Raw genomic sequence first — 24319 nt, 5'->3', positions numbered from 1 at the left:
CCTTTTAGGACGTCCCGCAATTTCGGACAGCCTTACGGCCGCGCTTTGCCAGCTCGCCTGTCGGTTCGCACACCGGACTACGAACGGCTCCGCCGTTCGCGACCGCCCGGTGTCCACGCGAAGTCGTTGAGCAGATCGCTGGTCCAGTCCATGACCATTTCGCCGCTCATGGGGCCGGAGCCGAGCGAGCCGGCGAACGGCGCGGGGATCGTGTACGTGTGCGTGAGCGCACGGTACTGTGCGCCCCGGTAGATGCGGTTGATGCGCATCTGGATCGATTCGGGCGGGTCGATCTTGCCGACGCGCACGTTCTTGCCTTGCGCGATGATCTCCGAGATGCCGAGCTTGCGGGCCTTCATGCGCAGACGCGCCACGCCGAACAGCGTCTCGAACTCTTCCGGCAGCTTGCCGTAGCGGTCCGTCAGTTCCTCCGCCAGTTCGCGCAGGTCGTCCTCGGTGTGGGCGGCGGCGAGCTTGCGGTACGCTTCGAGCCTGAGCTTGTCGGAGTCAATGTAGTCGACCGGAATCGACGCCTCGATCGGCAGGTCGATGGTCACGGCCAGCGGCTCGACGCTTTCCTCCGGAGCCTTGTACGCCTCGACCGCTTCGGAGACCATGCGGATGTACAGGTCGAAGCCGACGCCTTCGATGTGCCCGGACTGTTCGTCGCCGAGCAGGTTGCCGGTGCCGCGCAATTCCAGATCCTTCATGGCCACGTCGAAGCCGGAGCCGAGCGCCGTGTTCTGCGCGATGGTGGCGAGCCGGTCGTGCGACTGCTGGGTCATCGGCTTGGTCGGATCGTACAGGAAGTACGCGTACGCGCGCTCCCTGCCGCGGCCGACGCGTCCGCGCAGCTGGTGCAATTGCGACAGGCCGAACTTGTCGGCGTTGTCGACGATCAGCGTGTTCGCGTTCGAGATATCCAGGCCGGTTTCGATGATCGTCGTGCACACGAGCACGTCGATGTCGCGATGCCAGAAGTCGCGGATGATCTGGTCGAGCTGCTTCTCCCCCATCTTGCCGTGCGCGATGCCGACATGCGCCTCGGGCACGAGCTCGTGGATCTTCGCCGCGGTCTTGGCGATGTCCTGCACGCGGTTGTGCACGAAGAACACCTGGCCGCCGCGCAGCAGCTCGCGCCGTATGGCCGCGGTGATCTGCGCGTCCTCGTACGCGCCGACGTAGGTGAGCACCGGCAGACGGTCCTCGGGCGGGGTTGCCAGCGTCGACATTTCGCGGATGCCGGTCACGGCCATTTCCAGCGTGCGCGGGATAGGCGTCGCGGACAGCGACAGCACGTCCACGTTCGTGCGCAGGGCTTTCAGCGTCTCCTTGTGTTCGACGCCGAACCGCTGCTCCTCGTCGATGATGACCAGGCCCAGATCCTTGAACTTGATCTTCGGGTTCAACAGCTTGTGCGTGCCGATCACCACGTCGACCGCGCCGGATTCGAGTCCCTCGATCGTCTCGTTGATTTCCTTGGTCGTCTGGAATCGGCTCATCGCCGCGACCGTGACCGGGAAGCCCTCGTAGCGTTCGGTGAACGTCTCGTAATGCTGTTGGACGAGCAGTGTGGTCGGCACGAGCACGGCCACCTGCTTGCCGTCCTGGATTGCCTTGAACGCGGCGCGCACGGCGATCTCGGTCTTGCCGAAGCCCACGTCGCCGCAGATCAGGCGGTCCATCGGCACCGGCTTTTCCATGTCCGACTTGACTTCGTCGATCGTGGTCAGCTGGTCGGCGGTCTCCTGGTACGGGAACGCGTCCTCCAGCTCCTTCTGCCACGGGGTGTCCGGGCTGAACGCGAAGCCGGGCGTGCGCTGGCGCGCCGAATAGAGCTTGACCAGGTCCTCGGCGATCTCGTGCACGTGCTTGCGCGCCTTCGCCTTGGTTTCGGCCCAGTCGGAGCCGCCGAGCTTGTTGAGCTTGGGGACTTCCGCGCCGATGTACTTGCTGATCTGGTCGAGCTGGTCGGTGGGGATGAACAGTTTGTCGGCCGGGGCGCCGCGTTTGCTCGGCGCGTATTCGATGACGAGGTATTCGCGCGTGCTTTTGTTCGCGCCCGTGCCGATCTCGCGCTGTTTCATGCCGACGAACCGGCCGATGCCGTGCTGTTCGTGCACGACGAAGTCGCCGGGTTTGAGTTCCATTAGGTCGATGGCCCTGCGGCGGCGTTTCGGCGTTTTCGCGACGCCGGCGGCGGACGAACGGCCGGTCAGGTCGCGTTCGGTCAGCAGCGCGGTCTTCGCGGACGTGTCGACGAAACCGTCGATGGCCTGAGAGCGGATGACGTCGAAGTTGGCGATGCCGGTCTCGTTGATCGCGCGCTTGAGCCTGGCGAGCGTGCCCTGCGCAGCCGCGGTGACGGTGACATGATAGCCGGCGTCGATCAGTCCTTCGATGCCGGCCGCGGCCTTCGCCTCGTCGCCGCGGTATTCGCCGGGGTTCTGCGCGTCGAGCCTCACATGGTTCGGCCGGGTCGTGTCGACGCCGAAACCGGTGAGTTTCCACACGTCACGGCTGGAATAGGCCAGCGCGGACACGGTTTCCTCGAAGTCGAGGAAGCTGGCCTGGTCGAACGTGATCGGGGCGCCTGCGCCGTGGCCGGACGCGGCGACGTGCCAGCTGGCGGCGAGGAACTCGTTCGCGGTTTTCGCGAGATCCTCGGCGGCGCGGCGCAGCTTTTCCGGATCGGACAGCATGACGGTCGCATGTTCGTCGAGCATGCCGGTGACCGGTTCCATGTCGTCGATGAGCGCGGGCATCAACGATTCCATGCCTTCGACGGGGATCGCGTTGGCAATGGATTCGAGCATGTCGTCGGCGTTCGGGATCTGCCCGATGAGGCTGTTCGCGCGGTCGCGCACGGCCTGCGTCAGCTGCAGCTCACGGCAGGGCGTCGCCCAGATGGTCTTGAGACCGTCGCCGTAGGTGCGCTGGTCGGAGGCGTGGAATTCGCGGATCGTGTCGATCTCGTCGCCGAAGAACTCGATGCGCACCGGATGCGGCGCGGTGGGCGGGAACACGTCGATGATGCCGCCGCGCACGGCGAATTCGCCGCGGTCCATGACCAGGTCGACGCGCGTGTACGCGTTTTCGACGAGACGCTTCGACGCTTCGTCGAGCGGCAGTTCCTCGCCTTGGGTGAACACGAGCGGTTCGACGTCGCCGAGCCCCTTGACGACCGGTTGGATGAGCGAGCGCACCGGCATGACGAGGATGCGGATCGGGCCGAACATCGGGTTCGCCTTGCTCGGGTGCGTGAGCCGGCGGAAGACGGCCATGCGGCTGGCTACGGTGTCGGCGCGGGGGCTGAGCCGTTCGTGCGGCAGGGTCTCCCACGCTTCGAGCTGGGCAATGTCGTTCGGGTCGCCGTCGTACCATGAGCGCAGCGCGTTGACGGTTTCCTCGGCTTCACGACCCGAGGCGACGACGAGCACGACCGGGGTGCGCCGGGCGGTGGCGGCGGCGAGCGCGGGGCGCAGGCCTTCCGGTGTGCCGACGGTGATGGTGGGGTCGGTGTCGCGGTCGGAATATGCTTCGATGTCGCCTGCGGCCAGTTGACGGAAGGTCGTGTCGTGGTCGAGCGCGTCGAGCAGGCCGGTCAGGGAGCCGTTGATCGGCGTGTTGTGCGGGGCCTTGGCGTCAGCGGCCATTGAATTTCTCCTGGGTTTTCGCCAGTCCGTTGAAGATGATGTCTTCGGCGGCGTCGGCGCCGTCGGCGAGGAAGTCGGGCAGCTGCTTGCGCTGGTCGGGGCCGAATCCGCCGAGGACCCAGTTGATGGTGTTGTCGTGGGCGTTCGCGCCGCGTTTGGCGTGGCCGACTCCCATGCGCACGCGCGCGTACTTGGGCGTGTTCAGGGCCTTGTCGATGGATTTGATGCCGTTGTGGCCGCCCGCGGAGCCGCCGGCCTTGACTTTGATGCGGCCGAATTCGAGGTCCATGTCGTCGTGGATGACGACGATGTGGTCGGGTTGGATCTGGTAGTAGGCGCTGATGGAGGCGACCGCGTTGCCGGAGTCGTTCATGTAGGTGAGCGGCTTGGCGAGGAAGAATTTGACGGTGCGGCCCTGCAGGTTCATCGCGCCTTTGCCGAGCAGGGCGAGTCCCTTGTGGTCGGAGAAGGCGACCGACCAGCGTTCGGCGAGCACGTCGGCGGTCATGAAGCCCATGTTGTGCCGTGTGTCCTCGTACTTCTTGCCCGGGTTGCCCAGTCCTACGATCAGCCAGAAATCGGATGCCATGTCGCTACCTTGTCCTCTTCTTGTCGTCCATGTTCGCCGTGCCGTCACGGCGTTCCGTCACTTACGCAAACACACGAATCATACCCGTTCCCGCCGTCATCGACGGCATCGTGCGGTGACGGGGTCACAGCGTCTTGACCCAGTAGCTCATGTCGTGCAGCGTATCGTCGCCGGCCGTGGCGACGGCGGCGGGCAGCAGTCCGAATCGGGTGAAGCCGAATGCGCGCATGAGCGCGACGGAGCCGGCGTTGTCGGCGTAGATGATCGTCGTGGCGTGGCGGAATCCGCGTTCGACGGCGGCGTCGAGCAGCCAGCGGACCATCTCGGTGCCGAGTCCCTGCCTGTGGAACCGGCGTGCGATGTAGTAGCTCAGTTCGGTGATCCCGTCGTAACCGGCGCGCTGGTGGAATTTCGACAGCGAGCCGAATCCGGCCGTCTCGCGTTCACCGGTCGCCGGATCGGTCACGTCGATGACAACGACCGGATATGTCGCGCGCGGCTGGTGCGAGTCGACCCATGCTCGCCGCGCGTCCAACGACACCGGTTCGAGGTCGGCGGACGATCCCCCGCGGATCACCGCCTCGTTGTAGATGTCGGTGATGGCCCGCACATCGCGTTCTTCGGCGGGACGGATCTCATAGTTCAGCATGGTTCCAGACAATAGCACCCGGCATGTTGCCATGCGCGGGTGCTATGTCACGGTGAATGATGCGCGTTCGATGACGGGACGGCTACCATATCTGGCGACGTCCCGTCGCGGTCACTGCACGCTGTCGGCGTCGAGCCAGGCGGCGAGTTCCTGGGCTGCGGGGGTCTGCTTGTCGGTGCCGTGCTTGCCGAAGCGGGCGCGGCCGTCGGCGATGCGGCGGGCGATGTCGGCGGTCAGTCCGGGATGCGCGTGTTCGGCTTCCGCGGGCACGACGAGCGGTTCGACGTCCATGCCTTCGCGCAGCATCGCGTTCTTGCCGAGCATGTTGTACAGCAGGGAGCTGTTCTTGCCGTCGTCGCCGATGAACACGGTGCCGAAGTCGGTCGTTTCGCTGGCGCCGGTGAGCGCATACCAAGGCAGGTGCACGGTGTTGCCGTCCTGCATGGTCAGTTCGGACCCGTATTGGCATACGGTCACGTCGAACGTGCAGGACAGGTCGTTCAGCGGCCGCCCGTCGGTCGGCGTCTCATGCCGTGAGAAGTAGCCGTAGACCTCGTTTTTGCGGCTGCCGTAGAAGACCACGGGGTGTACGATGCACAGGACGCTGTAGACGGTCAGCAGGATCATGGCCGCGAGCAGGAGCAGCCATTGCGTGTTGAACTCCTCGGTGAGCAACGCTATCGACATGATGATGAGCAGCACGCCGACGACCGTGCCGCCGATGCCGACCTTGCGCAGGTATGCGCGGTTCTGTGCGACGTAGATCTGCTTGAACCGGTTGAAATCGACCGTGACCCTGTATCGGATGTCGTTCGCCATCAACGTTGCCTCCTTGGCGTGACCGGTATGGTTCCCACTTTCAGGATAGGCATGCGCGGCCGCGGCGGGACCGCCCGCAGATGAACTCTTCGGTAATTATCAGCATGCGAATCGGCCGCGAATCGGCATAAGATGCAAGGAACGTAGCTGTCGAAAACGACGCGACGCCCGATGGACGCGGCGGCCGGATTATTGTTCCAGTTCGAGGGCTTTATTGAGTGCTTCCTGAAGCTGCTTCTGGGCTTCGCCATAGGCGGTCCAGTCGCCGTTCTTCATGGCCGTGTCGGCGTCCTTCATGGCCTGTGCGGCGTCGTTGAGCGCGGCCTTGAGGTCGGCGTTCGTGGAGGCCGACCCGGAGCCGCCGGAGCCGTTCTGGTTCGAACCGTTCCCCTTGTCCCCTGTCGAGCCGGAGCCGTTCTGGTCGTTCGAACCGTCGCCGGAAGCCGAGCCGCCGGAACCGCCCGTATTGCCGTCCGAGCCGCCGGCCGCGTTCTCCGCGTCGCCGGCCGCCGCGCCGGAGTCGCCGCCGAACACCTGGTCGAGCGCCTCGTCGAGCGTGTCGGCGAACCCGACCTGGTCGCCGAACGCGACGAGCACCTTCTTGAGCAGCGGGAACGAGGTCGAACCGTTCGACTTGACGTACACAGGCTGCACGTAGACGAGTCCGCCGCCGAGCGGCAGGGTGAGCAGGTTGCCGCGCACCACGTTCGTGGAACCGGACTGCAGCAGGTTGAGTTCCTTGGACACGTCGGCGTCGGCGTTGAAGTTGTTCTGCGCCTGGCCTGGGCCGGGCACGTTGGAGTCCTTGGGCAGTTCCTGCAGTCGGATCGTGCCGTAGTTCCTGCCGATCACGCCGGCCTTGTCCCCCGCGTCGGAATCGACCGACAGGAAGCCGGTCAGGATCTCGCGCGTGGACGTGCCGGCGGGGATGTACGAGGAGGTCAGCGAGAAGATCGGCTCGTTCGTGCCGCCGGTCTGCAAGGTCAGGTAGTACGGCGGCTGCAGGATGTCCTTGGCCTGGTCGGCCTCGGATTCGGTCGGGTCGACGGGCGTCTGCCAGAAGTCCTCGCCGGAGAAGAACTGGTTCGCGGAGGTCACATGGTACTTGGCGAGCAGTTCGCGCTGCACCTTGAACAGGTTCTCCGGATAGCGCAGGTGGCTCATCAGGTCGCCGGAGATCTCGGAGACCGGGTGGTACTGGCCGGGGAAGACCTGCTGCCACGCCTTGATGACCGGGTCGTTCTCGTCCCACACGTACAGGTCGACCGAACCGTCGTACGCGTCGACGGTGGCCTTGACCGAGTTGCGGATGTAGTTGGCCTGCTGCGAGCCGAGGCCCTGCACGGCGTCGGACGTTTCGGTGGTCGAGTCGGCGGTGGCCGCGCCCAGATCGGTCATCTGCGAGTACGGGTACGCGTCGGAGGTCGTGTATCCGTCGACGATCCACTTGACGCGGCCGTCGACCACGGCCGGGTAGACGCGCCCGTCGAGCGTCAGGTACGGCGCGACCTTGGCGACGCGTTCCTTCGGGGAACGGTCGTAGAGGATCTGCGAGGCGGATGTCACGCGGTCGGAGAACAGGATCTGGTCGGATCCGAAGCGGATCGCGTACAGCAGACGGGAGAAGATGTTGCCGACGGACGGGCCGCCGTCGCCCGTGAACGTGGTGGTCGCGCCCTCCGAGCCGGTCGGATAGTCGAACTCCCACGACTTGGTGCCTTCCGGCGCGCCGACGATCGAGTATTCGCTCGCGTTCGGGGAGAAGTAGATGCGCGGCTCGTACTTCTCGGAATCCGTGAGCTTGCCCTGGGTGGGGATGCCGGATTCGAAGAACTTCGGCTGGCCGTCCGCGGTCACCTTGTTGCCGTAGGCGGCGACGATGCCGTAGCCGTGCGTGTACACGGTGTGGTCGTTGACCCAGTTGCGGTTGTCGAGGCCGTTGAGGTCGAGCTCGCGCGCGGCGATGACGGTGTCCTGGCTTTCGCCGTCGATGTCGTACTTGTCGACGGCGAGCGTGTCCGCGAACGTGTAGTACTGCTTGGACTGCTGCAGCTGCTTGAACGTCGGCGAGACGATCTGCGGGTCGAGCAGGCGGATCTGCGCGGTGGTGTCGGCCTCGCCGGACAACGCGCCGGATTCGCCCTTGGTGGTGGCCTGGTACTGTTCGACCTTCACGTTGTCGAGGCCGTACGCCTCCTGCGTGGCCTTGATGTTGCGCTGGATGTAGGTCGATTCCATTTCCTGCGCGTTCGGGTTGACCTTGAACCGCTGCAGCAGCATCGGCCATGCGACGGTGAGGACCATGGAGACGACGAGCGCGGCGGCGACGGCCACGACCGGAGTGCGCCATGCCTTGAGCGCCGCGGCGGCGCGCACGGTGGGCTTGGCGGGGCCTTCGAGCGCGTGGGAGCGCATGAGCCACACGCCGAGGAACACGCCGAGGATCGCGGTGATCGCGGCCATGATGAACGTGACCGGGATGGTGGCGTTGACGGTGGTGTAGGTGGCGCCGGTGATGCGGCTGCCCTGCTCGGTCAGATGGGTGAACACGCCGATGATCTGCCGGGCGGACCAGGCGAACATGTTGAGGATGAACCAGACGGCGATCTGTCGGCGGGCGCGCTTGGTGACGTCGAGGATGCCGCGGCCGCGCACGGGCATGGTGAAGCGGACGCCGCCCATGAGCACATGGGTGAGCAGGGAGAAGACGAGACCGACGCCGAGCAGCATGGAGACGGCCGCCACCACGAGCCGGAGGCCGGGCAGAACGAACACGTAGAAACCGTTGTCGAGGCCGAACTGCGGGTCGGTGGTGCCGAAGCTCTGCGCGTTGAACATGAGCAGCACCTCAGCCCAGTTCGCGTTGAACTGGGCGCCGAACACGGCGCCGACGATCAGGGAGACCGCGACGGCCACGCGGCGTGCGGTCTTCGAGGCGACGCCCTTGCCGATTTCGATCACGTCGCCGTTGATGCGGATCGTGGAACCATCGGACGAGTCGGGGCGCGCGCGGATCGCCAGCACGGCGGACACGAATCCGGTCAGGGCCATGAGCAGCGCGTAGGCGATCCACAAGCCGACCTTGGTGCCGAGCTGGGTCCAGACGACGCTTTGGAAGTCGAGCTGGCCGTACCACATAAGATCGGTGATGAACTGGGACAGGCCGAAGAACAGGCCGATGACGACGGCGAGCGCGGCAACGACGGCGATGAGGATGGCGGTGCCGCGGTTGGGGTGCGGCAGTGTCGGACGGCTCGCGATGCGCGGGCCTGCCGGCGGGCGCCGGTGGGTGCCGGATCGGTCGGCGTGCGGTTCGGAGGCGGTGTCGTCGCCGTCCGTCTGGACGTTGATGATCACCGGATCGTCGTCGCTGCGGCGGCTGCCGTCGCGGGAGTCGCCGTCGGGGTCGAACAGGGGGCCAAACGCATCGAAAAATGACATGCCTTCAAGCGTATCGTCAGGTGCGGAAGGGACTTATGCCCAGAGCTTTTTCGGCGGTTAACGCGGGTTCGTACAGGTTTACGCGGGGTTACACGAAGACGAGCTGGACGAGGAGCATGTAGAGGATGGTGCCGCCTGCGATCGACAGGAGCATGTTGCGTTTCCACAGATGCAGCCCGATGATAGCGAGCATCGCGATCGCCTCGGGGATGCCGTGGCTGCCGGAGACGACGGACACGTCCTTGAGCGAGTAGACGACGAGCAGTCCGGTCATCGCGTATGGCAGGACCTTGCCGAGGTAGCGGACGAACCGTGGGGGTTCCTTGGATTCGGGGAACAGGAGGAAGGGCACGAACCGGGTGATCATCGTGCCGAGGGCGACGACCGCGACCGTCGCGATGCCTTGCCATACGCTCATCGTCATCGTGTCGTCTCCTTGTCCGTACCATCGTGGTCGTCGCGCGTGGCGCCGCCCGTCTTCGTGTCGTCGAGGTAGGGGCGCAGCAGGACGAACAGCGCGAGCATCAGCGCCAGCGAGGGGATCATGAACCGGTCGGGTCCGAACATGACCAGGCAGGCCGCGGAGGCGAGCACGCCGACCAGCGCCGGCACATGCCGGCGCTCCCCCATCCATTGGTCGAGGAAGATCACCAGGAACAGCGCGGTGAGCACGAATTCGATGCCGCGCGTGGAGAACGGCAGCAGGCCGCCTGCGAGCCATCCGATCGCGGTGCCGATGATCCAGTACCAGCGGTTGAGCAGGTTCACGAACAGCATGAACCAGCCGTGATCCACGTCGTCTGGGATCTTCGCGGACGAGTTGATGGCGAACGATTCGTCGCACATCGCGAAGATGAGGTACGGCTTCTTCCAGCCGGTGTTGCGGTAGGGACCGAGCATCGACAGGCCGTAGAACAGGTGGCGCGAGTTGACCATGATCGCCAGCAGGAACGCGGCGAACGGGTTGAACGCGGACAGGAGCAGGTTCACCGTGACGAATTCCATGGAGCCGGCGAAGATGAAGAACGCCATGCATACCGGCCAGAGGAAGCCGAATCCCTTGGCGTGCATGAGCAGGCCGTAGGAGCCGCCGAGGAAGAAGAATCCGGCGGCGATCGGCAGGGTCAGCGGCAGCGCGGTCCTGAACGCACGCGATACGATGCCGTGGCGTGCGGCGGCATCCGCCCGTGGTTTGTCGTCTTGGTTCATCACGAGGAACCATCTTATGCGCCGCGGCGACGAAACCGCCGCGGCGTCCGGGAAACGGGTCAGCGTCCCATACGGCGGAACGGGGCGCGCTTGATCTTGGAGTGGCGGCGGCGCGGGCCGTCCGCGTTGCCGTATTTGGCGATCATGCGGCGTTCGTGGCGTTTGACGGCCTCGCCGCGCTCGTCGGTGATGATGCGGTTCTCGTCCTTGCGGTGGATGCGCTTGCCGCCGGACTTGTTGCCGCCCTTGCCTGACCGGTATGCGTCGCGTTCGGTCCGGCCGGTGCGGCCGTCCCGTCCGTTGCCATGGTCGCGGCGTGCGTCGCGCTCGTCCCGGTCTCGGTGGCCCGTCCGGTCGCGGTCTCGTCGTCCGGCGCGCGCGGCGCGGTCGTCCGTCGCCTGCGAGGTCGTCGGATTGCCGCCTCGGCGTTCCTCCGGGTGCTCGAACAGGTAGTCGCGGCGTTCGAGGACCGGGTCGCTCAGTCCGGCGCGGCGTTCGGCGCGGTTCGGCGCCGGCTTGGCCGCGGCCTCGTCGCGGGCGGCGGCCTGCTGGGCTGCGCGTTCCAGTCGTTCGGCGGCGCGGCGGCGACGGCGTTCCTTCTTCATCGCGTTGCGCTGGTGCATCAGGCGGTTCGCCCGTTCTTCGCGGCTTTCGCCGCCGGCCGAACCGCCGAGGGTCGGATCGTCGGCGTCCGGCATGTGACGCAACGCCTTGTCGCGGTCGCCGCGACGCCCGCCACGTCCCTTGCGGCCGCGTCCGCCGGCCGGCTGCGTCTGGTCGAGGCTCCAGCCTTCCACGAGGTCGGCCTTCTCTCCGATCAGCTCGAGCACTTCGGGCGAGTCGTGGCGCACCTTGACGGGCGTCACGTCGATGCCGGCGGCCTTGAGCATGCGCCTCGCCTCGCGACGCTGGTCGGGGGCGACGAGCGTGACCACGACGCCGGACTTGCCGGCGCGCGCGGTGCGGCCCGAACGGTGCACGAACGACTTGGGATCCTCCGGCGGGTCGACCTGCACGACGAGTTCCACGTCGCTCACGTCGATGCCGCGCGCGGCCACGTCGGTGGCGACCATCACGTTCACGTCGCCTTCCTCGAAGGCAGCGAGGTTGCGGTCGCGCTGGTTCTGCGAAAGGTTGCCGTGCAGCTCGGAGGCGGGGATGCCGGACTGGGTGAGCTTCTTGGCGAGGTTCTTCGCCTGGTATTTGGTGCGGGTGAACAGGATGCGCTTGCCGGTGCCGGAGGCGAGCGCGTGCACCATGTCGTTCTTGTCGGCCTTCTCGATCTCGAACACGTGCTGTTCCATCGTGTCGGCGGCGTCCTCGGGTTCGGCGACGCTGTGGACCTTCGGGTCGTGCATGAAGTCGCGTACGACCTCGTCGATGCCGTGGTCGAGCGTGGCGGAGAACAGCATGTGCTGCGCGTCCGGCTTCAGCTGTTCGAGGATGCGCCTGACCGGCGGCAGGAAGCCCATGTCGGCCATTTCGTCGGCCTCGTCGAGCACGACGATGCGCACGTCGGACAGGACGAGCGCCTCCTGGCGCAGCAGGTCCTCGAGTCGGCCGGGGCATGCGACGACGATGTCCGCGCCGGATTTGAGGTCGCGGATCTGACGGTTGTATCGCACGCCGCCGTAGACGGTGGTGGTGGTCATGCCGGCCATGTTGGCGAGCGGTTCGAGCACGTCGTTGATCTGGTTGGCGAGTTCGCGGGTGGGGGCGAGCACGAGGCCGCGCGGGTGGGGCATGAAGCCGTCGGCCTGGCGTTCGGCGAGGCGGGAGGCCTTGACGGTCTTGATGTTGCGGCGGTAGTCGCCCATCGGCATGCCGGGCTCCCACGCCGCCTCGCACAGGCGGGCGGCGAGCGGGATGCAGAAGGCGAGCGTCTTGCCGGAGCCGGTGCGGCCGCGGCCGAGGATATCGCGTCCGGTCAGGGAGTCGGGAAGGGTGTCGGCCTGGATGGGGAAGGCCATGGTCTTGCCGTCGGCGGCGAGCACGCGCAGCAGCGGCTCGGGCACGCCGAGTTCGGCGAACGGGCGCGGTTCGGCCTCGGTGGCCGGAGCGGTCACGGCGTAGGGTTCGGCGATCTCTTCGACGAAGGTTTTCTTGTTGTTCCGGCTGTTCTTCGAATTGTTCTTCTTGCTGTTCCTGGTGAATTTCCTGGGCACGTCGGCCTTTCATGTCATCGATCCTCGCGCGGGCGCGCAAACCCATCAACATTAGCCCATGCCCACTACTTTCCATGCTCCCCGCGGCATGACCCCGTACGATATTCCCCTTTCACGGGGAAATCAATAATAACTAGTGTCTTAACATGGTTAAAAACGTTGTAATTTCAACGAACACGAGCTGAATTGATTTTTTTTGTTAAGACTGTTATCGTTTTTGATTGAAGTTGCGGCGCGGCAATTCATCAGCGCAGCCCGCATCCCTCAATGATGAGATCAAGGAAAAAATCACATATGAAGAAACGACATGCGCTTTCGATGGCGCTTGCCGCCGCTCTCGTCGTATCCCCGATGGGAGTGAGCGGCACGGCGTACGCGGAGCCCCTGCTGTCGCAGAACATGCAGAACCAGATTCTGCAGATGCTCGACGACGGGGACGCCACGACGGTCACCGCCGATGATGCCGAGACCGTCGCCGAAGCCGGATGGAGCCTCGACAAGTCCATCGCCCAGGGCGGCGAGGTCCTCGAGGAGGCCGACGGATGGACCCATTTCAAGTCCTCCGCGTCCAATGGCAATGCGGCCAAGGACCCGTCCGCCTCCAACCAGTGGCCCGCGGTGGCCATCTGGGGCGAGGACTACGACTTCTCCAAGGCCGGCTCCTTCCACGCCACGGTCAAGTCCCCGCAGGAAGGCTCGGCGAACCGCTTCGGCTTCTTCCTGGGCTACAAGGACCCGGGCAGCGGCCTGTTCATCGGCTACGATGCGCAGGGCTGGTTCTGGCAGACCTACACCGGCGGCGGCGAAGGCGGCTGGTACGGCGGCACCCGTCTCCCGGCGCCGAGCGCCAACGAGGAGCACGACATCGTCGTCTCGTGGACCGACGCCAAGGTCGCCACGCTCACCGTGGACGGCGAGAAGGCGTTCGACGTCGACTATTCGGCGATGACGAACCTTACCGGCAAGCTCGCCATGAAGGCCGGCTCGTGGAAGAGCCTGAACCAGGTCACCGACGTGTACGTCAAGGACTTCCCGGCCGCCGACACGGCCACCTACGCCATCTCCGGCAAGGTCGTCGACTCGGCTGGCAAGGCCATCGAGAACGCCACCGTGCGCACCGGCTCGACCAAGGTCAAGACCGGCGCCGACGGCACGTTCTCCTTCTCCGACCTCAAGAACGGCACGTACACGATCGCCGTCTCCGCGGCCGGATACGACGATGCCACCAAGGACGTGACCGTCAACGGCGCCGACGCGACGGCCGGCGACATCACGCTCAACAAGGCGGTGCAGGTCGCCACGCAGACCCTCAAGACCGGCCAGATGAGCGTCGAGGTCAAGGAGAACTTCCCGGCGGTCCTCAAGTACACGATGACCAAGCTCGGCGGCAAGGTCATGTACGGCCAGCCGAAGGACGTGCGCACCGTGAACGTGAACGGCACCAGCGTCGAACTGACCGATGACGACGTGACGTTCACCAAGGTCAGCGACACCGAGGCGAAGTACGTGCTCACCGTGAAGAACGAGGCCAAGCACGTCAACGCCAAGGTCACCGTCGAGATCACCGTCGAGAAGAACACGCTCTCCCTGAACGTGACGAAGATCGAGAACCTCGAGGACGAGGCGACCTACCCGGTCCAGACCATCTCGTTCCCGAACCACAGCCTCGTCTCCGTGCGTTCCAGCCAGGACGGCGCCCAGTTCACCGGCGCGCGCATGTCGTCCGACACGAACAAGAACGGCGACACGAACTTCGACGTCACCGACGAGACCAGCGCGAAGGGCGCGGACTACACGTACGGCTTCATCTCGGGCGCCGGCCTGAGCGCCGGCCTGTGGTCCAACTCCGAGCATGACGGCACCACCGCGAGCGGCAACATCGCCGGCGGCGCGAAGAACACACGCGTCATCACCGACACCCAGTCGGTCGAGGGCGACGTCTCGTTCGGCCTGTCGAGCGCCGCATGGTACTACCACCGCATCGTCACCGATTCCAAGGGCCGCTCCTACACGGTCGACGAGACCGACATGCCGAAGATGTCCGTGGCCATCGCCGGCGACGCGAACGAGGACGGCACGGTCAACTGGCAGGACGGCGCGATCGCCTACCGCGACATCATGAACAACCCGTACAAGTCCGAGGAAGTGCCCGAACTGGTGGCATGGCGCATCGCCATGAACTTCGGATCCCAGGCACAGAACCCGTTCCTGACCACGCTCGACAACGTCAAGAAGGTCGCGCTGAACACGGACGGCCTCGGCCAGTCGGTGCTGCTCAAGGGCTACGGCAGCGAAGGCCACGACTCCGGCCACCCGGACTACGGCGACATCGGCTCGCGCATCGGCGGCGCCGAGGACATGAACACCATGATGGAGGAGGGCTCCAAGTACGGCGCCCGCTTCGGCGTGCACGTCAACGCGTCCGAGATGTACCCGGAGGCCAAGGCGTTCAACGAGGACATGGTGCGCCGCAATTCCGAAGGCGGCCTGAGCTACGGCTGGAACTGGCTCGATCAGGGCGTCGGCATCGACGGCATCTACGATCTGGCCTCCGGCTCCCGCCTGAGCCGCTTCAACGAGCTCAAGGCCGAAGTCGGCGACAACATGGACTTCATCTACCTCGACGTGTGGGGCAACAACACCTCCGGCGCCGAGGACTCGTGGGAGACCCGCAAGATGAGCCAGATGATCACCGACAACGGCTGGCGCATGACCACCGAATGGGGCGCGGGCAACGAGTACGACTCCACCTTCCAGCACTGGGCCGCGGACCTCACCTACGGCGGCTCCGGCATGAAGGGCGAGAACTCGCAGGTGATGCGCTTCCTGCGCAACCACCAGAAGGACAGCTGGGTCGGCGACTACCCGAGCTACGGCGGCGCGGCCAACGCCCCGCTGCTCGGCGGCTACAACATGAAGGATTTCGAGGGCTGGCAGGGCCGCAACGACTACGCCGCCTACATCGAGAACCTGTACACGCACGACGTGTCCACGAAGTTCATCCAGCACTTCAAGGTGACGCAGTGGGTCAACAGCCCGCTTGACGCGACCTCCACCCAGGACGCGAACGTCAACGGCGGCAACGAGCAGATCACGCTCAAGGACGACAACGGCAACGTCGTGGTCCTCTCGCGCGGCTCGAACGACACCTCCAGCGCGGCCTACCGCGACCGCACCATCACGTTCAACGGCGTGACGGTCGCCTCCGGCGCGGTCTCCCGCGGCGACAACGGCACCGGCGGCACCGAGTCGTACCTGCTGCCGTGGATGTGGGATTCGTCCACCGGCGAGATCGTCAAGGACTCCGAGCAGAAGCTCTACCACTGGAACACCACCGGCGGCCAGACCACCTGGGAACTGCCTTCCGGCTGGGAGAACCTCTCCAGCGTCAAGGTGTACCAGCTGACCGACCAGGGCAAGACCAACGAGAAGACCGTCGCCGTGGCGAACGGCCGGATCACGCTCGACGCCGAAGCCGAGACCCCGTACGTCGTGTACAAGGGCGAAGCCAAGCAGATCGCGGTCAACTGGAGCACCGACATGCACGTGGTCGACGCCGGCTTCAACGGCGGAGACGACACGCTCAAGTCCAACTGGACCGTGGCCGGCTCCGGCACCGCCGAGGTCGAGGGCGACAACAACGCCATGCTGCGCATGAGCGGCAAGGTCGAGGTCTCCCAGAAGATCACCGACCTCGAGGCCGGCAAGCGCTACGCGCTGTACGTGGGCGTCGACAACCGCTCCACCGGCGCCGCGTCCGTGACCGTCACCAACGACGGCAAGACGCTGGCGACCAACTCCACCGGCAAGTCCATCGCGAAGAACTACGTCAAGGCGTACGCGCACAACACCAACACGAACACGGAAAACGGCAGCAGCTACTTCCAGAACATGTACGTGTGGTTCACCGCGCCCGAAAGCGGCGAGGTGAAGGTGACGCTGGCCCACACCGGCGGCGACGCAGCCCACGTGTACTTCGACGACGTGCGCATCCTGGAGAACGCCTACGACGGCATCACCTCCGAGAAGGACGGCACCCTCAAGACCCTCACCAACGACTTCGAGAACAACGCCCAGGGCATCTGGCCGTTCGTGATCGGCGGCATCGAGGGCGTCGAGGACAACCGCACCCACCTGTCCGAACTGCATGACCCGTACACGCAGGCCGGCTGGGACGTCAAGAAGATGGACGACGTGATCGACGGCAAGTGGTCGCTCAAGGTCAACGGCCTGTCCGGCCGCGGCGCGCTCGCCTATCAGACGATCCCGCAGAACGTGAAGTTCGAGGCGGGCGAGCAGTACAAGGTGTCGTTCGACTACCAGTCCGGCTCCGACGACATCTACGCCGTCGCCGTCGGGCAGGGCGAGGTCTCCCCGTCGTCCACCGAGTTCCAGAACCTCAAGAAGGCGCTGGGCGAGGACGGCCACTACGAGTTCACGCTCACCGGTGGCGTCAACGGCGACTCCTGGTTCGGCATCTACTCGACCACGAACGCGGCCGACCTGCAGGGCACGAGCGGAGCGGCGGCCGACTTCGGCGGCTACAAGGACTTCGTGCTCGACAACCTCAGGATCGAGCACGTCGAGTCCCAGTCCCGCACCAAGGCCGAGGCGAACGCCAAGCTCGACGAGGTGACCAAGGAGTACGACGGCAAGCGCGCCGAGTTCTCCGACGCCGCCTGGCAGCAGTACCAGGACACCCTGGTCAAGGCCCGCGTGCTCATCAACAAGGACGGCGCGACCGCCGAGGACTACACCAAGGCGTACAACATCCTCACCGCTCTGGCCGAGTACATGAAGACCGCTCCCGGCAACGAGAGCAGCGACAAGTACGACGTGGCGACCGACGCCTACACCGTCGAGGCCGGCAGCGAAGAGCCGACCGCGGGCCTGCCGAGCGAAGGCCCGGCCGACCTGGCCCAGGACGGCGCCGACTCCACTCACTGGCACACCAGCTGGAGCGCGAACGCGGTCGGCGACGGCACCGCTTGGTACCAGTTCGACCTGACCGAGCCGACGACCGTCAACGGCCTGCGCTACCTGCCGCGTTCCGGCGGCGCCAACGCCAACGGCAAGATCAAGGGTTACAAGATCACGCTCACGCTGGCTGACGGCACCGTCAAGGACATCGTCACCGACGGCGAGTTCTCCACCACCACCATGTGGCAGAAGGCCAGCTTCGACGCGGTCGAGAACGTGGTCAAGGTCCGTCTGACCGTCCTGTCCTCCGCGGGACAGTCCGCCAGCCAGGAGAACAAGTTCGCCTCCGCGGCCGAGCTTCGCCTGACCACGGACCGCGAGGTCGAGGAGGAGACGGTCAAGCCCGACAAGACCGAGCTCAACGACCTCATCGCCAAGGCCGAAGGCTACGCCGAGGGCAACTACACCGAGGAAAGCCTCGCGGCCCTGAAGACCGCGCTCGAGGCCGCCCAGAAGGTGTCCGCCGACGAGAACGCGACCGCCTACGACGTGGCCCTGGCCACGGCCAACCTGACGACCGCGATCAACGGGCTGGAAGCCGTCGAAACGCCGGGACCGGACTACACGACGCTTGACGCCGTGATCGCCCAGGCCGAGGCGCTGACCGCCGACTCCTACACCGCCGACAGCTGGAACGCCATGCAGGACGCGCTCAAGGCCGCCAAGGCCGTCCGCGCCGACGAAAAGGCCGACCAGACCGCCATCGACCAGGCCGCCGAGAACCTGACCAAGGCGATCGACGCGCTGGAGAAGAAGGGCGAGCAGCCGGATCCCGATCCGGATCCGGAGCCCGGCGTCGTCGACAAGACCGCCCTCGACCAGGCGATCAAGAAGGCGGAGGCGCTCAAGCAGGCCGACTACACCGAGGCCACCTGGGGCACCCTCACCAAGGCGCTCGACGCGGCCAAGGCGGTCCTCTCCGACGAGAAGGCCGACCAGACCGCCGTCGACCAGGCGCTCAAGGACCTTCAGGACGCCATCGCGGCCCTGAAGACCGCCGACAAGACGCCCGGCACCGACACTCAGAAGCCCGGTCCGAACGGCGGCGCCACGACCAAGCCGACCACGAAGCCGAACAAGCCCGGCAGCGTGTCGGACACCGGCGCGGCCGTCAGCTTCGCCGCCACCGCGGGCTTCGTGCTCCTGGCCGGAGCGGGTGCGCTGATCGCCATCCGTCGCCGCCGCGAGGAGTAAGCGATGACCGTCGCTCCCGGCGCTTCTGCGGCGGGAGCGGCAGTCCCGCGACCCGCATAAGGATATAAGGAAAGGTCCGGAAGAGAATGACTGAACCACGGTTCAGGATTCCCTTCCGGACCTTTTCGTATGCGCGTCATTCGTGTATGCGCGCCGTGTCGTCCGCGGCGCGCGCATCGCACGCACAGCCGTGCGGCTCACACGTAGTTGCGTTCGATGAGGATGTCCGACACGGTCAGGTTCGCCTCGTTGACGAGGTTGAACAGAATCACCCCGGCCAGTTCGGCGGGGTTCATGAACGTGTGCTGCTTCTCCTCGGACACGTAGTCGTGGCTGTCGCGGTAGAACGCGGTGTCGATGCCGCCCGGGTACACGCCGACGATCTTCACGCTCGTGCCCTTGTACGCGGCCTTGAGACTCTGCGTGTAGCCTTTCTCGCCCCATTTGGTCGCGCAGTACACGGATTCGTTGGCGTTGCCGCGCGTGGCGGCGGTGCTCATCACGTTCGCGATCTTGAGGTCGTGTTCGCCGTCGGCCTTCAATGTCTCGACGGACCACAGGATCATGCCCTTCAATCCCTTGAGGCATTTGTCGACGTCGGCGGCCACGTAGCCGGTCGGCGTCTTGAACGAAGGCTGTCCGGCATTGTTGATCAGCAGGTCGATGTGGCCGAGCGCGGCGATGTCGGCCACGGATTCACGCACGAACGCCTCGTCGGACACGTCGCCGACGTAGCCGCGGTACACGTCGGCCGGAAACTCGTCGGCGAGCGCGGCCTGGCGTTCGGCGTTGAAGTCGATGCCGGCGACGATCCAGCCGCGCTCGATGAGCTGGCGGGTCAGTTCGTAGCCGAGTCCCAGCGCGCTGCCGGTGACGATCGCGATTTTGCGTCCGTCCGATGCTGCCATGGTGTGCCTCCTTGCGTTCCCGTGTGGGCGCCGCCTCGTGCGGCGAAGTTCACGGTCAGCATATCGAACCGGTCAGACCCGCGTTTCGCCCGGCGGCGCGGGGGCGAGGCGCGGGAGGCGGTTGGCCTCGCGTCCCGCCCGCGGGCGGTTCAGGCGATCTGCGTGGCGTTCTTCGGATACCACATCGCCCACCAGTTCTCCTCGTCCGGGTGGGCGAGCTGGCGGGCCACCCATGTGCGGCAGGCGGCGAAGAACCGGTCGAACAGACGGTTGGCTTCGACGGTCAGGGCAGACAGTGCGACGTTGTTCTTCAGTGCATGGCTACGCATTTCGATCACTCCTTGCGATATATGCATCGAAGATGCCCGATATGGCGGAACCGTCCATATCATCGCTTCGATGGTTGTGGTGTTGCGTTCTTCCTCTGCAGCTGGAAGATGCTTTTATGATAGGTTTTTAAAGGTCCCGACACGGATGTCACGATTGCATTTCCCGACACGGTAATATCAAAATAGTAGATTGCGATGAGGAAAGGGTGCCATGCGTCCAACGAAAAGGATCACCGTGCTTTCCGACCTGTCGGAACGAATCGAATACAACATCGCCGAACTGCCGATCTACGCGCGATGCGATCCGCTGTCGATCTTTCCTGATTGCCGATGCCCGTGTCACTGGCACCGCGATCTTGAGTTCATCCATGTGATCAGCGGCGACCTGCATCATTTCGTCAACGGCCGGGTCACGGTGCTTCATCCCGGCGAGGGCGTGGTGGTCAATTCAAGCCGGCTGCACTACGGCTTCTCCCCTACGCGGCAGGATGTGCGGTTCTCGTGCGCGGTGATCAGCCCGTCGCTGTTCGAACATCTGACGCCGACGGTGACGGCCCGTTGCGAGCGGGCGTTCGCGCAGCATATGGACGATTGCCTGCTGCTGACGCCGGATGTTGGCTGGCAACGGGACGTGCTGATGGGCATCGAGCGTGTGGTGAGGCTGGCTCCGGGAGGCGGGGTGCGCGGTGCGGAGAACAACGCCGCCCTGTCGCCGCTGCCGGCGGTGGCCGCGGCGATGGAGCTGTGCGACATGGTGCTTGACCGGTTCCGGCCGAGCGGCGGCGATGGGCCGAACGAGGACGAGTCCATCGAACAACGCAACCGCATGAGCGTGTTGGGCATGACCGGTCTCATCCAGCATCGGTTTCGCGATCCGCTCGGATTAGACGATATCGCGGCGGCCGGAGGCGTCAGCCGCAGTCAGTGCTGCATCCTGTTCCGTAAATACGTGGGCCGCACGCCGAACGAATATCTGACCGAACGCCGCGTCGAAGAGGCCCGGCGGCTGCTCAGGGAGACGAACGGATCGATTACGGAGATCGCGCGGGCGTGCGGGTTCTCCACGGCGAGCTATTTCGTGAATGTCTTCCGCAAGCGGGTCGGCGTCACGCCCGGCGCATTCCGATCCCGGCCGTAGCGTTCCCGGTAGTGCTCCCGGCCGCCGGACCATCGGCTCCGTTGCCTTCGGCCGCCTCAATATGCGATCAGGGCTCCCTCGCGTGGAGGGAGCCCTGATATCCGTGGCGCCTAGGATGTGCCGGTTACAGGATGTCCGGATCGTCCTTGTCGATGGTGCCGGTGGCCTTGCCGATGGCCTTGAGGCCGTGGTAGGCGACGAGGATCACGATCGTGCCGATGGCGATGCCGTTGAACTGGATGCCGTTGAACGCGAACTCGAACTGGCCGATGGCGATGATCATGACGATCGCGGCGACCATGATGTTGAGCGGCTTGTCGAAGTTGACCTTGTTCTCGACCCAGATGCGGATGCCCATCATGCCGATCATGCCGTAAAGCAGGGTGGTCACGCCGCCGAGCACGCCGGCGGGGATGGTGTTGATGATCGCGCCGAACTTCGGGCACAGGCTCAGCAGCAGCGCGAAGCCGGCCGCGCACCAGTAGGCGGCGGTCGAGTAGACCTTCGTGGCGGCCATCACGCCGATGTTCTCGCCGTACGTGGTGGTGCCGGAGCCGCCGCCGAAGCCGGCGATCGCGGTGCCGAGGCCGTCGGCGAACAGGGCGGTGCCCATCTGGTCGTCGTAGTCGCGGCCGGTCATCTGGGCGACGGACTTGACATGGCCGACGTTTTCGGCGACGAGCACGAGCACGACCGGCAGGAACATCGGCAGGATGGAGAAGTCGACCTGCGGGGTGTGGAAGTGCGGCAGGCCGATCCAAGCGGCCTTGCCGATGGCGGAGAAGTCGACCTGGCCGCGGGCGCAGGCGTACAGGTAGCCGACGATCACGCCGAGCAGGATGTTGAGTCGGCCGGTCAGGCCCTTGAACAGCACGGCGATGAGCAGCACGGCGACCAGGGTGACGAGCGCGGTGTCGGGCGCGGCCTTGAAGTTGTTCCACACGCTCGGCGCGAGGTTGAAGCCGATGATCGCGACGATCGCGCCGTTGACGACCGGCGGCATGATGATGTCGATCCATTTGGAGCCGGCATAGTGGACGGCCACGCCGACGAGCGCGAGCAGCAGGCCGGTGACCATGATGCCGAAGCTGGCGACCGCGGGACCCTTGTTCGCGGTGGTGACGGCGGTGATCGGCGCGATGAAGCCGAACGACGAGCCGAGGTAGCTCGGCAGCACGTTCTTGTTGATGAGCAGGAACAGGGCGGTCGACAGCGCGGTGAAGAACAGTGTGGTCGACGGGTCGAAGTGGGTGAGGATCGGCACGAGGAAGGTCGCGCCGAACATGGCGACGACGTGCTGCGCGCCGATGCCCACGGTGCGAGGCCAGGTCAGGCGCTCGTCGGGTTCGACGACCTCGCCGGGGGCGAGCGTCTTGCCGTCGCCGTGCAGCGACCAGGTGAACAGGTTCTTCATAGATGAACTCCTTCGGTTCTCTCCGGAGCGGGCGCCTCATATCGCGCGCCCGCGCATCGTGAGCCATTGTAGCCTGTTCACCGGTCGTTCACGTTTCGGGCGGGATGCCGGACGCGCCGGGCACCGTCATGTCACATGTCACAGGTGCGGGTCGACGGCGTGCACCACGTCGACGAGGTCGCCGTTCGACAGCGTCGGCTTCTTGAACGACCGCCAGTCGGTCACCTGGACCTCCCATTTGCCGTTCTCCTCGTTGAGCACGGGCCGTGCGGTCTGCTCCCAGCGGAACCGCTTGTACGTGCGCCCGGTGGACGGGTCGCGCCGCGAATAGTGCAGGCAGGTGCAGTTCGTGATCTTCCATTCGTCCGAGGCGGCGCGGTGCATGAATTCCTCGTCCGACAGGTCCTCAAGCACGAGCATGAGCGCGAGCATGAGGTCGCCGTGGCTGACCATCACGACCGATTGCGCGTCGGACTTGCGGTCGAGCGAGGTGAGCAGGTTGTGCACGCGGTTCTCGGCCACGTCGGCGATCGACTCGCCTGCCGGCGGCCGCCAGTACAGCGGGTCCGTGTTCTTGAACATCCAGTTGCGCGGGTAGTTGTCGCGGAACTCGTCCTTGGTGACCGTGTTGATCTCGCCCCACGAGCGTTCGCGCAGCACGCGGTTCTCCTCCCATTTCGCCTTCGGCAGCGCCATCGTGGCGGCGGTTTCGCGCGTGCGCACGTACGGGGAGACGAGATAGCGGTCGAACAGCTGCTGCTGGTCGACGAGCCAGCGGCCGATGCAGTCGGCCTGCTTGCGGCCGGTGGCGGTCAGACGCCACGAGCGGTCGGGCACGGTGACGTTGTCCTGCGTGTACAGCGAGTTGTCGCCGCGGTCGCCGGCGCTGATGATCACGTTCGCCTCCGACTCGCCGTGCCGGATCACATACAGATCGAGCGGCATTCCCATGGTCCTGTTTCCTTTCGTTGCGGATGCGGGCCGCGCGGCCCGCATCCTGTCCGGCCCGCCTATTTGACCTGCGTGACCTTGTCGCCCCTGACCATGTACGCGTGGCGCGCGAGGTCGATCATCGGCTGGTCGAAACGGCTGTCGGTGTAGAATTCGTCGACCGTCACGTCGTCGCCGAACAGCTTGCGCAGACGGTCCACCTTGTTCGTGTTGAAGTTGATGTACGTGACCTCCAGCGTGCCCGGGTCGATGGTCGACGCGACGAGATTGTGCAGGCCGAGCCGACGGCAGGCCTCCCCCACGGTCACGTCGAACGACGCGGTGAGGATCACGTCGTCGGGCCGCGGCTCGTACCACGTCTTGATCTTGCGCATGTTGCGGTCCCAGAAACGGCTCACCAGCGCCTCAAGGCCGTCGGATCGCCGGTTCGCGGCCTGGTCGGCGACGATGCGTCCGGTTTCGACGTCGTGCGCGACGCCGTCGAGGATGACGTCCAGATCGCCGCCGGCCGCGTCGCCGGGACCGTGCGGGGCGTCCGCCGCGTCTTCGCACAACTTGTTCACGCGCCTTGACCGGGCGAGATCGTGCAGGTATTTGCGGGCGATGTCGCCCACGCCGCGTTCCATCTGTTCGAGCGTGGCCCGGCCGAGCTTGTATTTGATCGCGTAGCGCAGCACGGGCGCGATATGGCGGAACACCTTCGGATCGTACCGCGCGCTGAACAGGTACAGGTCGAACAGGCTTTCGCCGTCGTAGATCGTGCCGTCGAAATCGAAGACCCTCATGCCGCTCCCTGTCTCGTTCATCCACGCCATCATAGCGGACATGGTACCGGCATGCGGACCGCACGGCGATGATGTCTCCGTCCGATCGCCAA

At 65.5% G+C, this 24319-nt stretch carries 15 protein-coding genes; 2 read left to right on the top strand and 13 right to left on the bottom strand.

Annotation, left to right across the window (positions count from 1 at the left end):
* Positions 1–77 precede the first annotated feature (77 nt).
* From mfd to GFD25_RS01580, 8 genes are all read right to left on the bottom strand, one after another.
* On the bottom strand, positions 78–3656 hold the full coding sequence (gene mfd / locus GFD25_RS01615) for a transcription-repair coupling factor (protein WP_163229282.1): 3579 nt from the start codon (positions 3654–3656) through the stop codon (positions 78–80).
* Entirely contained in the window at positions 3646–4245 is a 600-nt protein-coding gene (gene pth, locus GFD25_RS01610; RefSeq protein WP_163229280.1) for an aminoacyl-tRNA hydrolase, read from the bottom strand. Before pth ends, mfd begins: the two co-directional genes overlap by 11 nt.
* Before the next feature lie 124 nt (positions 4246–4369).
* Positions 4370–4894 carry a GNAT family N-acetyltransferase gene (locus GFD25_RS01605; RefSeq protein WP_163229278.1) on the bottom strand — a complete coding sequence of 175 codons (525 nt, stop codon included), beginning with the start codon at positions 4892–4894 and terminating at the stop codon, positions 4370–4372.
* Positions 4895–5005: 111 nt separating this feature from the next.
* Entirely contained in the window at positions 5006–5713 is a 708-nt protein-coding gene (locus GFD25_RS01600; RefSeq protein WP_163229276.1) for a hypothetical protein, read from the bottom strand.
* A 189-nt stretch (positions 5714–5902) separates the two neighbouring features.
* Positions 5903–9154 carry a UPF0182 family membrane protein gene (locus tag GFD25_RS01595; protein ID WP_163229274.1) on the bottom strand — a complete coding sequence of 1084 codons (3252 nt, stop codon included), beginning with the start codon at positions 9152–9154 and terminating at the stop codon, positions 5903–5905.
* Positions 9155–9242: 88 nt separating this feature from the next.
* Positions 9243–9578 (bottom strand): branched-chain amino acid transporter permease, encoded by a 336-nt coding sequence (locus tag GFD25_RS01590; RefSeq protein WP_163229272.1) that lies wholly within the window; start codon positions 9576–9578, stop codon positions 9243–9245.
* On the bottom strand, positions 9575–10363 hold the full coding sequence (locus GFD25_RS01585; protein ID WP_163229325.1) for an AzlC family ABC transporter permease: 789 nt from the start codon (positions 10361–10363) through the stop codon (positions 9575–9577). The genes GFD25_RS01590 and GFD25_RS01585 overlap by 4 nt, the downstream gene beginning before the upstream one ends.
* Positions 10364–10422: 59 nt before the next feature.
* Complete coding sequence (locus GFD25_RS01580; protein ID WP_338024600.1) at positions 10423–12447, bottom strand: DEAD/DEAH box helicase; 2025 nt, start codon at positions 12445–12447, stop codon at positions 10423–10425.
* A 375-nt stretch (positions 12448–12822) separates the two neighbouring features.
* Here GFD25_RS01580 and GFD25_RS01575 point away from each other — a divergent pair, with 375 nt between their 5' ends.
* Entirely contained in the window at positions 12823–18702 is a 5880-nt protein-coding gene (locus GFD25_RS01575) for a beta-sandwich domain-containing protein (protein WP_163229270.1), read from the top strand.
* A gap of 197 nt (positions 18703–18899) precedes the next feature.
* Here the strand turns inward: GFD25_RS01575 and GFD25_RS01570 are convergent, their stop codons facing one another.
* Both GFD25_RS01570 and GFD25_RS01565 read right to left on the bottom strand, forming a co-directional pair.
* The gene (locus GFD25_RS01570; RefSeq protein WP_163229267.1) at positions 18900–19610 is read right to left on the bottom strand and encodes an SDR family oxidoreductase; all 711 of its coding nucleotides are present in this window, start codon (positions 19608–19610) and stop codon (positions 18900–18902) included.
* Between the two features lie 149 nt (positions 19611–19759).
* The gene (locus tag GFD25_RS01565) at positions 19760–19939 is read right to left on the bottom strand and encodes a hypothetical protein (RefSeq protein ID WP_163229265.1); all 180 of its coding nucleotides are present in this window, start codon (positions 19937–19939) and stop codon (positions 19760–19762) included.
* A gap of 211 nt (positions 19940–20150) precedes the next feature.
* Here GFD25_RS01565 and GFD25_RS01560 point away from each other — a divergent pair, with 211 nt between their 5' ends.
* Positions 20151–21077, top strand: a complete 927-nt coding sequence (locus tag GFD25_RS01560) for an AraC family transcriptional regulator (protein ID WP_163229263.1) — start codon at positions 20151–20153, stop codon at positions 21075–21077.
* A 124-nt stretch (positions 21078–21201) separates the two neighbouring features.
* On the opposite strand, the gene GFD25_RS01555 is transcribed toward GFD25_RS01560, so the two are convergent.
* The 3 genes from GFD25_RS01555 to GFD25_RS01545 all read right to left on the bottom strand — a co-directional run bounded on the left by GFD25_RS01555 (position 21202) and on the right by GFD25_RS01545 (position 24227).
* Positions 21202–22491: a uracil-xanthine permease family protein gene (locus GFD25_RS01555; RefSeq protein ID WP_163229261.1), complete on the bottom strand. Its 1290-nt coding sequence runs from the start codon at positions 22489–22491 to the stop codon at positions 21202–21204.
* Between the two features lie 138 nt (positions 22492–22629).
* On the bottom strand, positions 22630–23442 hold the full coding sequence (locus GFD25_RS01550; RefSeq protein ID WP_163229259.1) for a histidine phosphatase family protein: 813 nt from the start codon (positions 23440–23442) through the stop codon (positions 22630–22632).
* Positions 23443–23501: 59 nt separating this feature from the next.
* Complete coding sequence (locus tag GFD25_RS01545) at positions 23502–24227, bottom strand: HAD family hydrolase (protein ID WP_163229321.1); 726 nt, start codon at positions 24225–24227, stop codon at positions 23502–23504.
* Positions 24228–24319: the final 92 nt, after the last annotated feature.

Source organism: Bifidobacterium aerophilum (assembly GCF_010667685.1).
Classification (GTDB): domain Bacteria; phylum Actinomycetota; class Actinomycetes; order Actinomycetales; family Bifidobacteriaceae; genus Bifidobacterium; species Bifidobacterium aerophilum.
The sequence above is the reverse complement of the archived record's forward strand: the minus strand, read 5'-3'. Positions and strand labels throughout refer to the sequence as shown.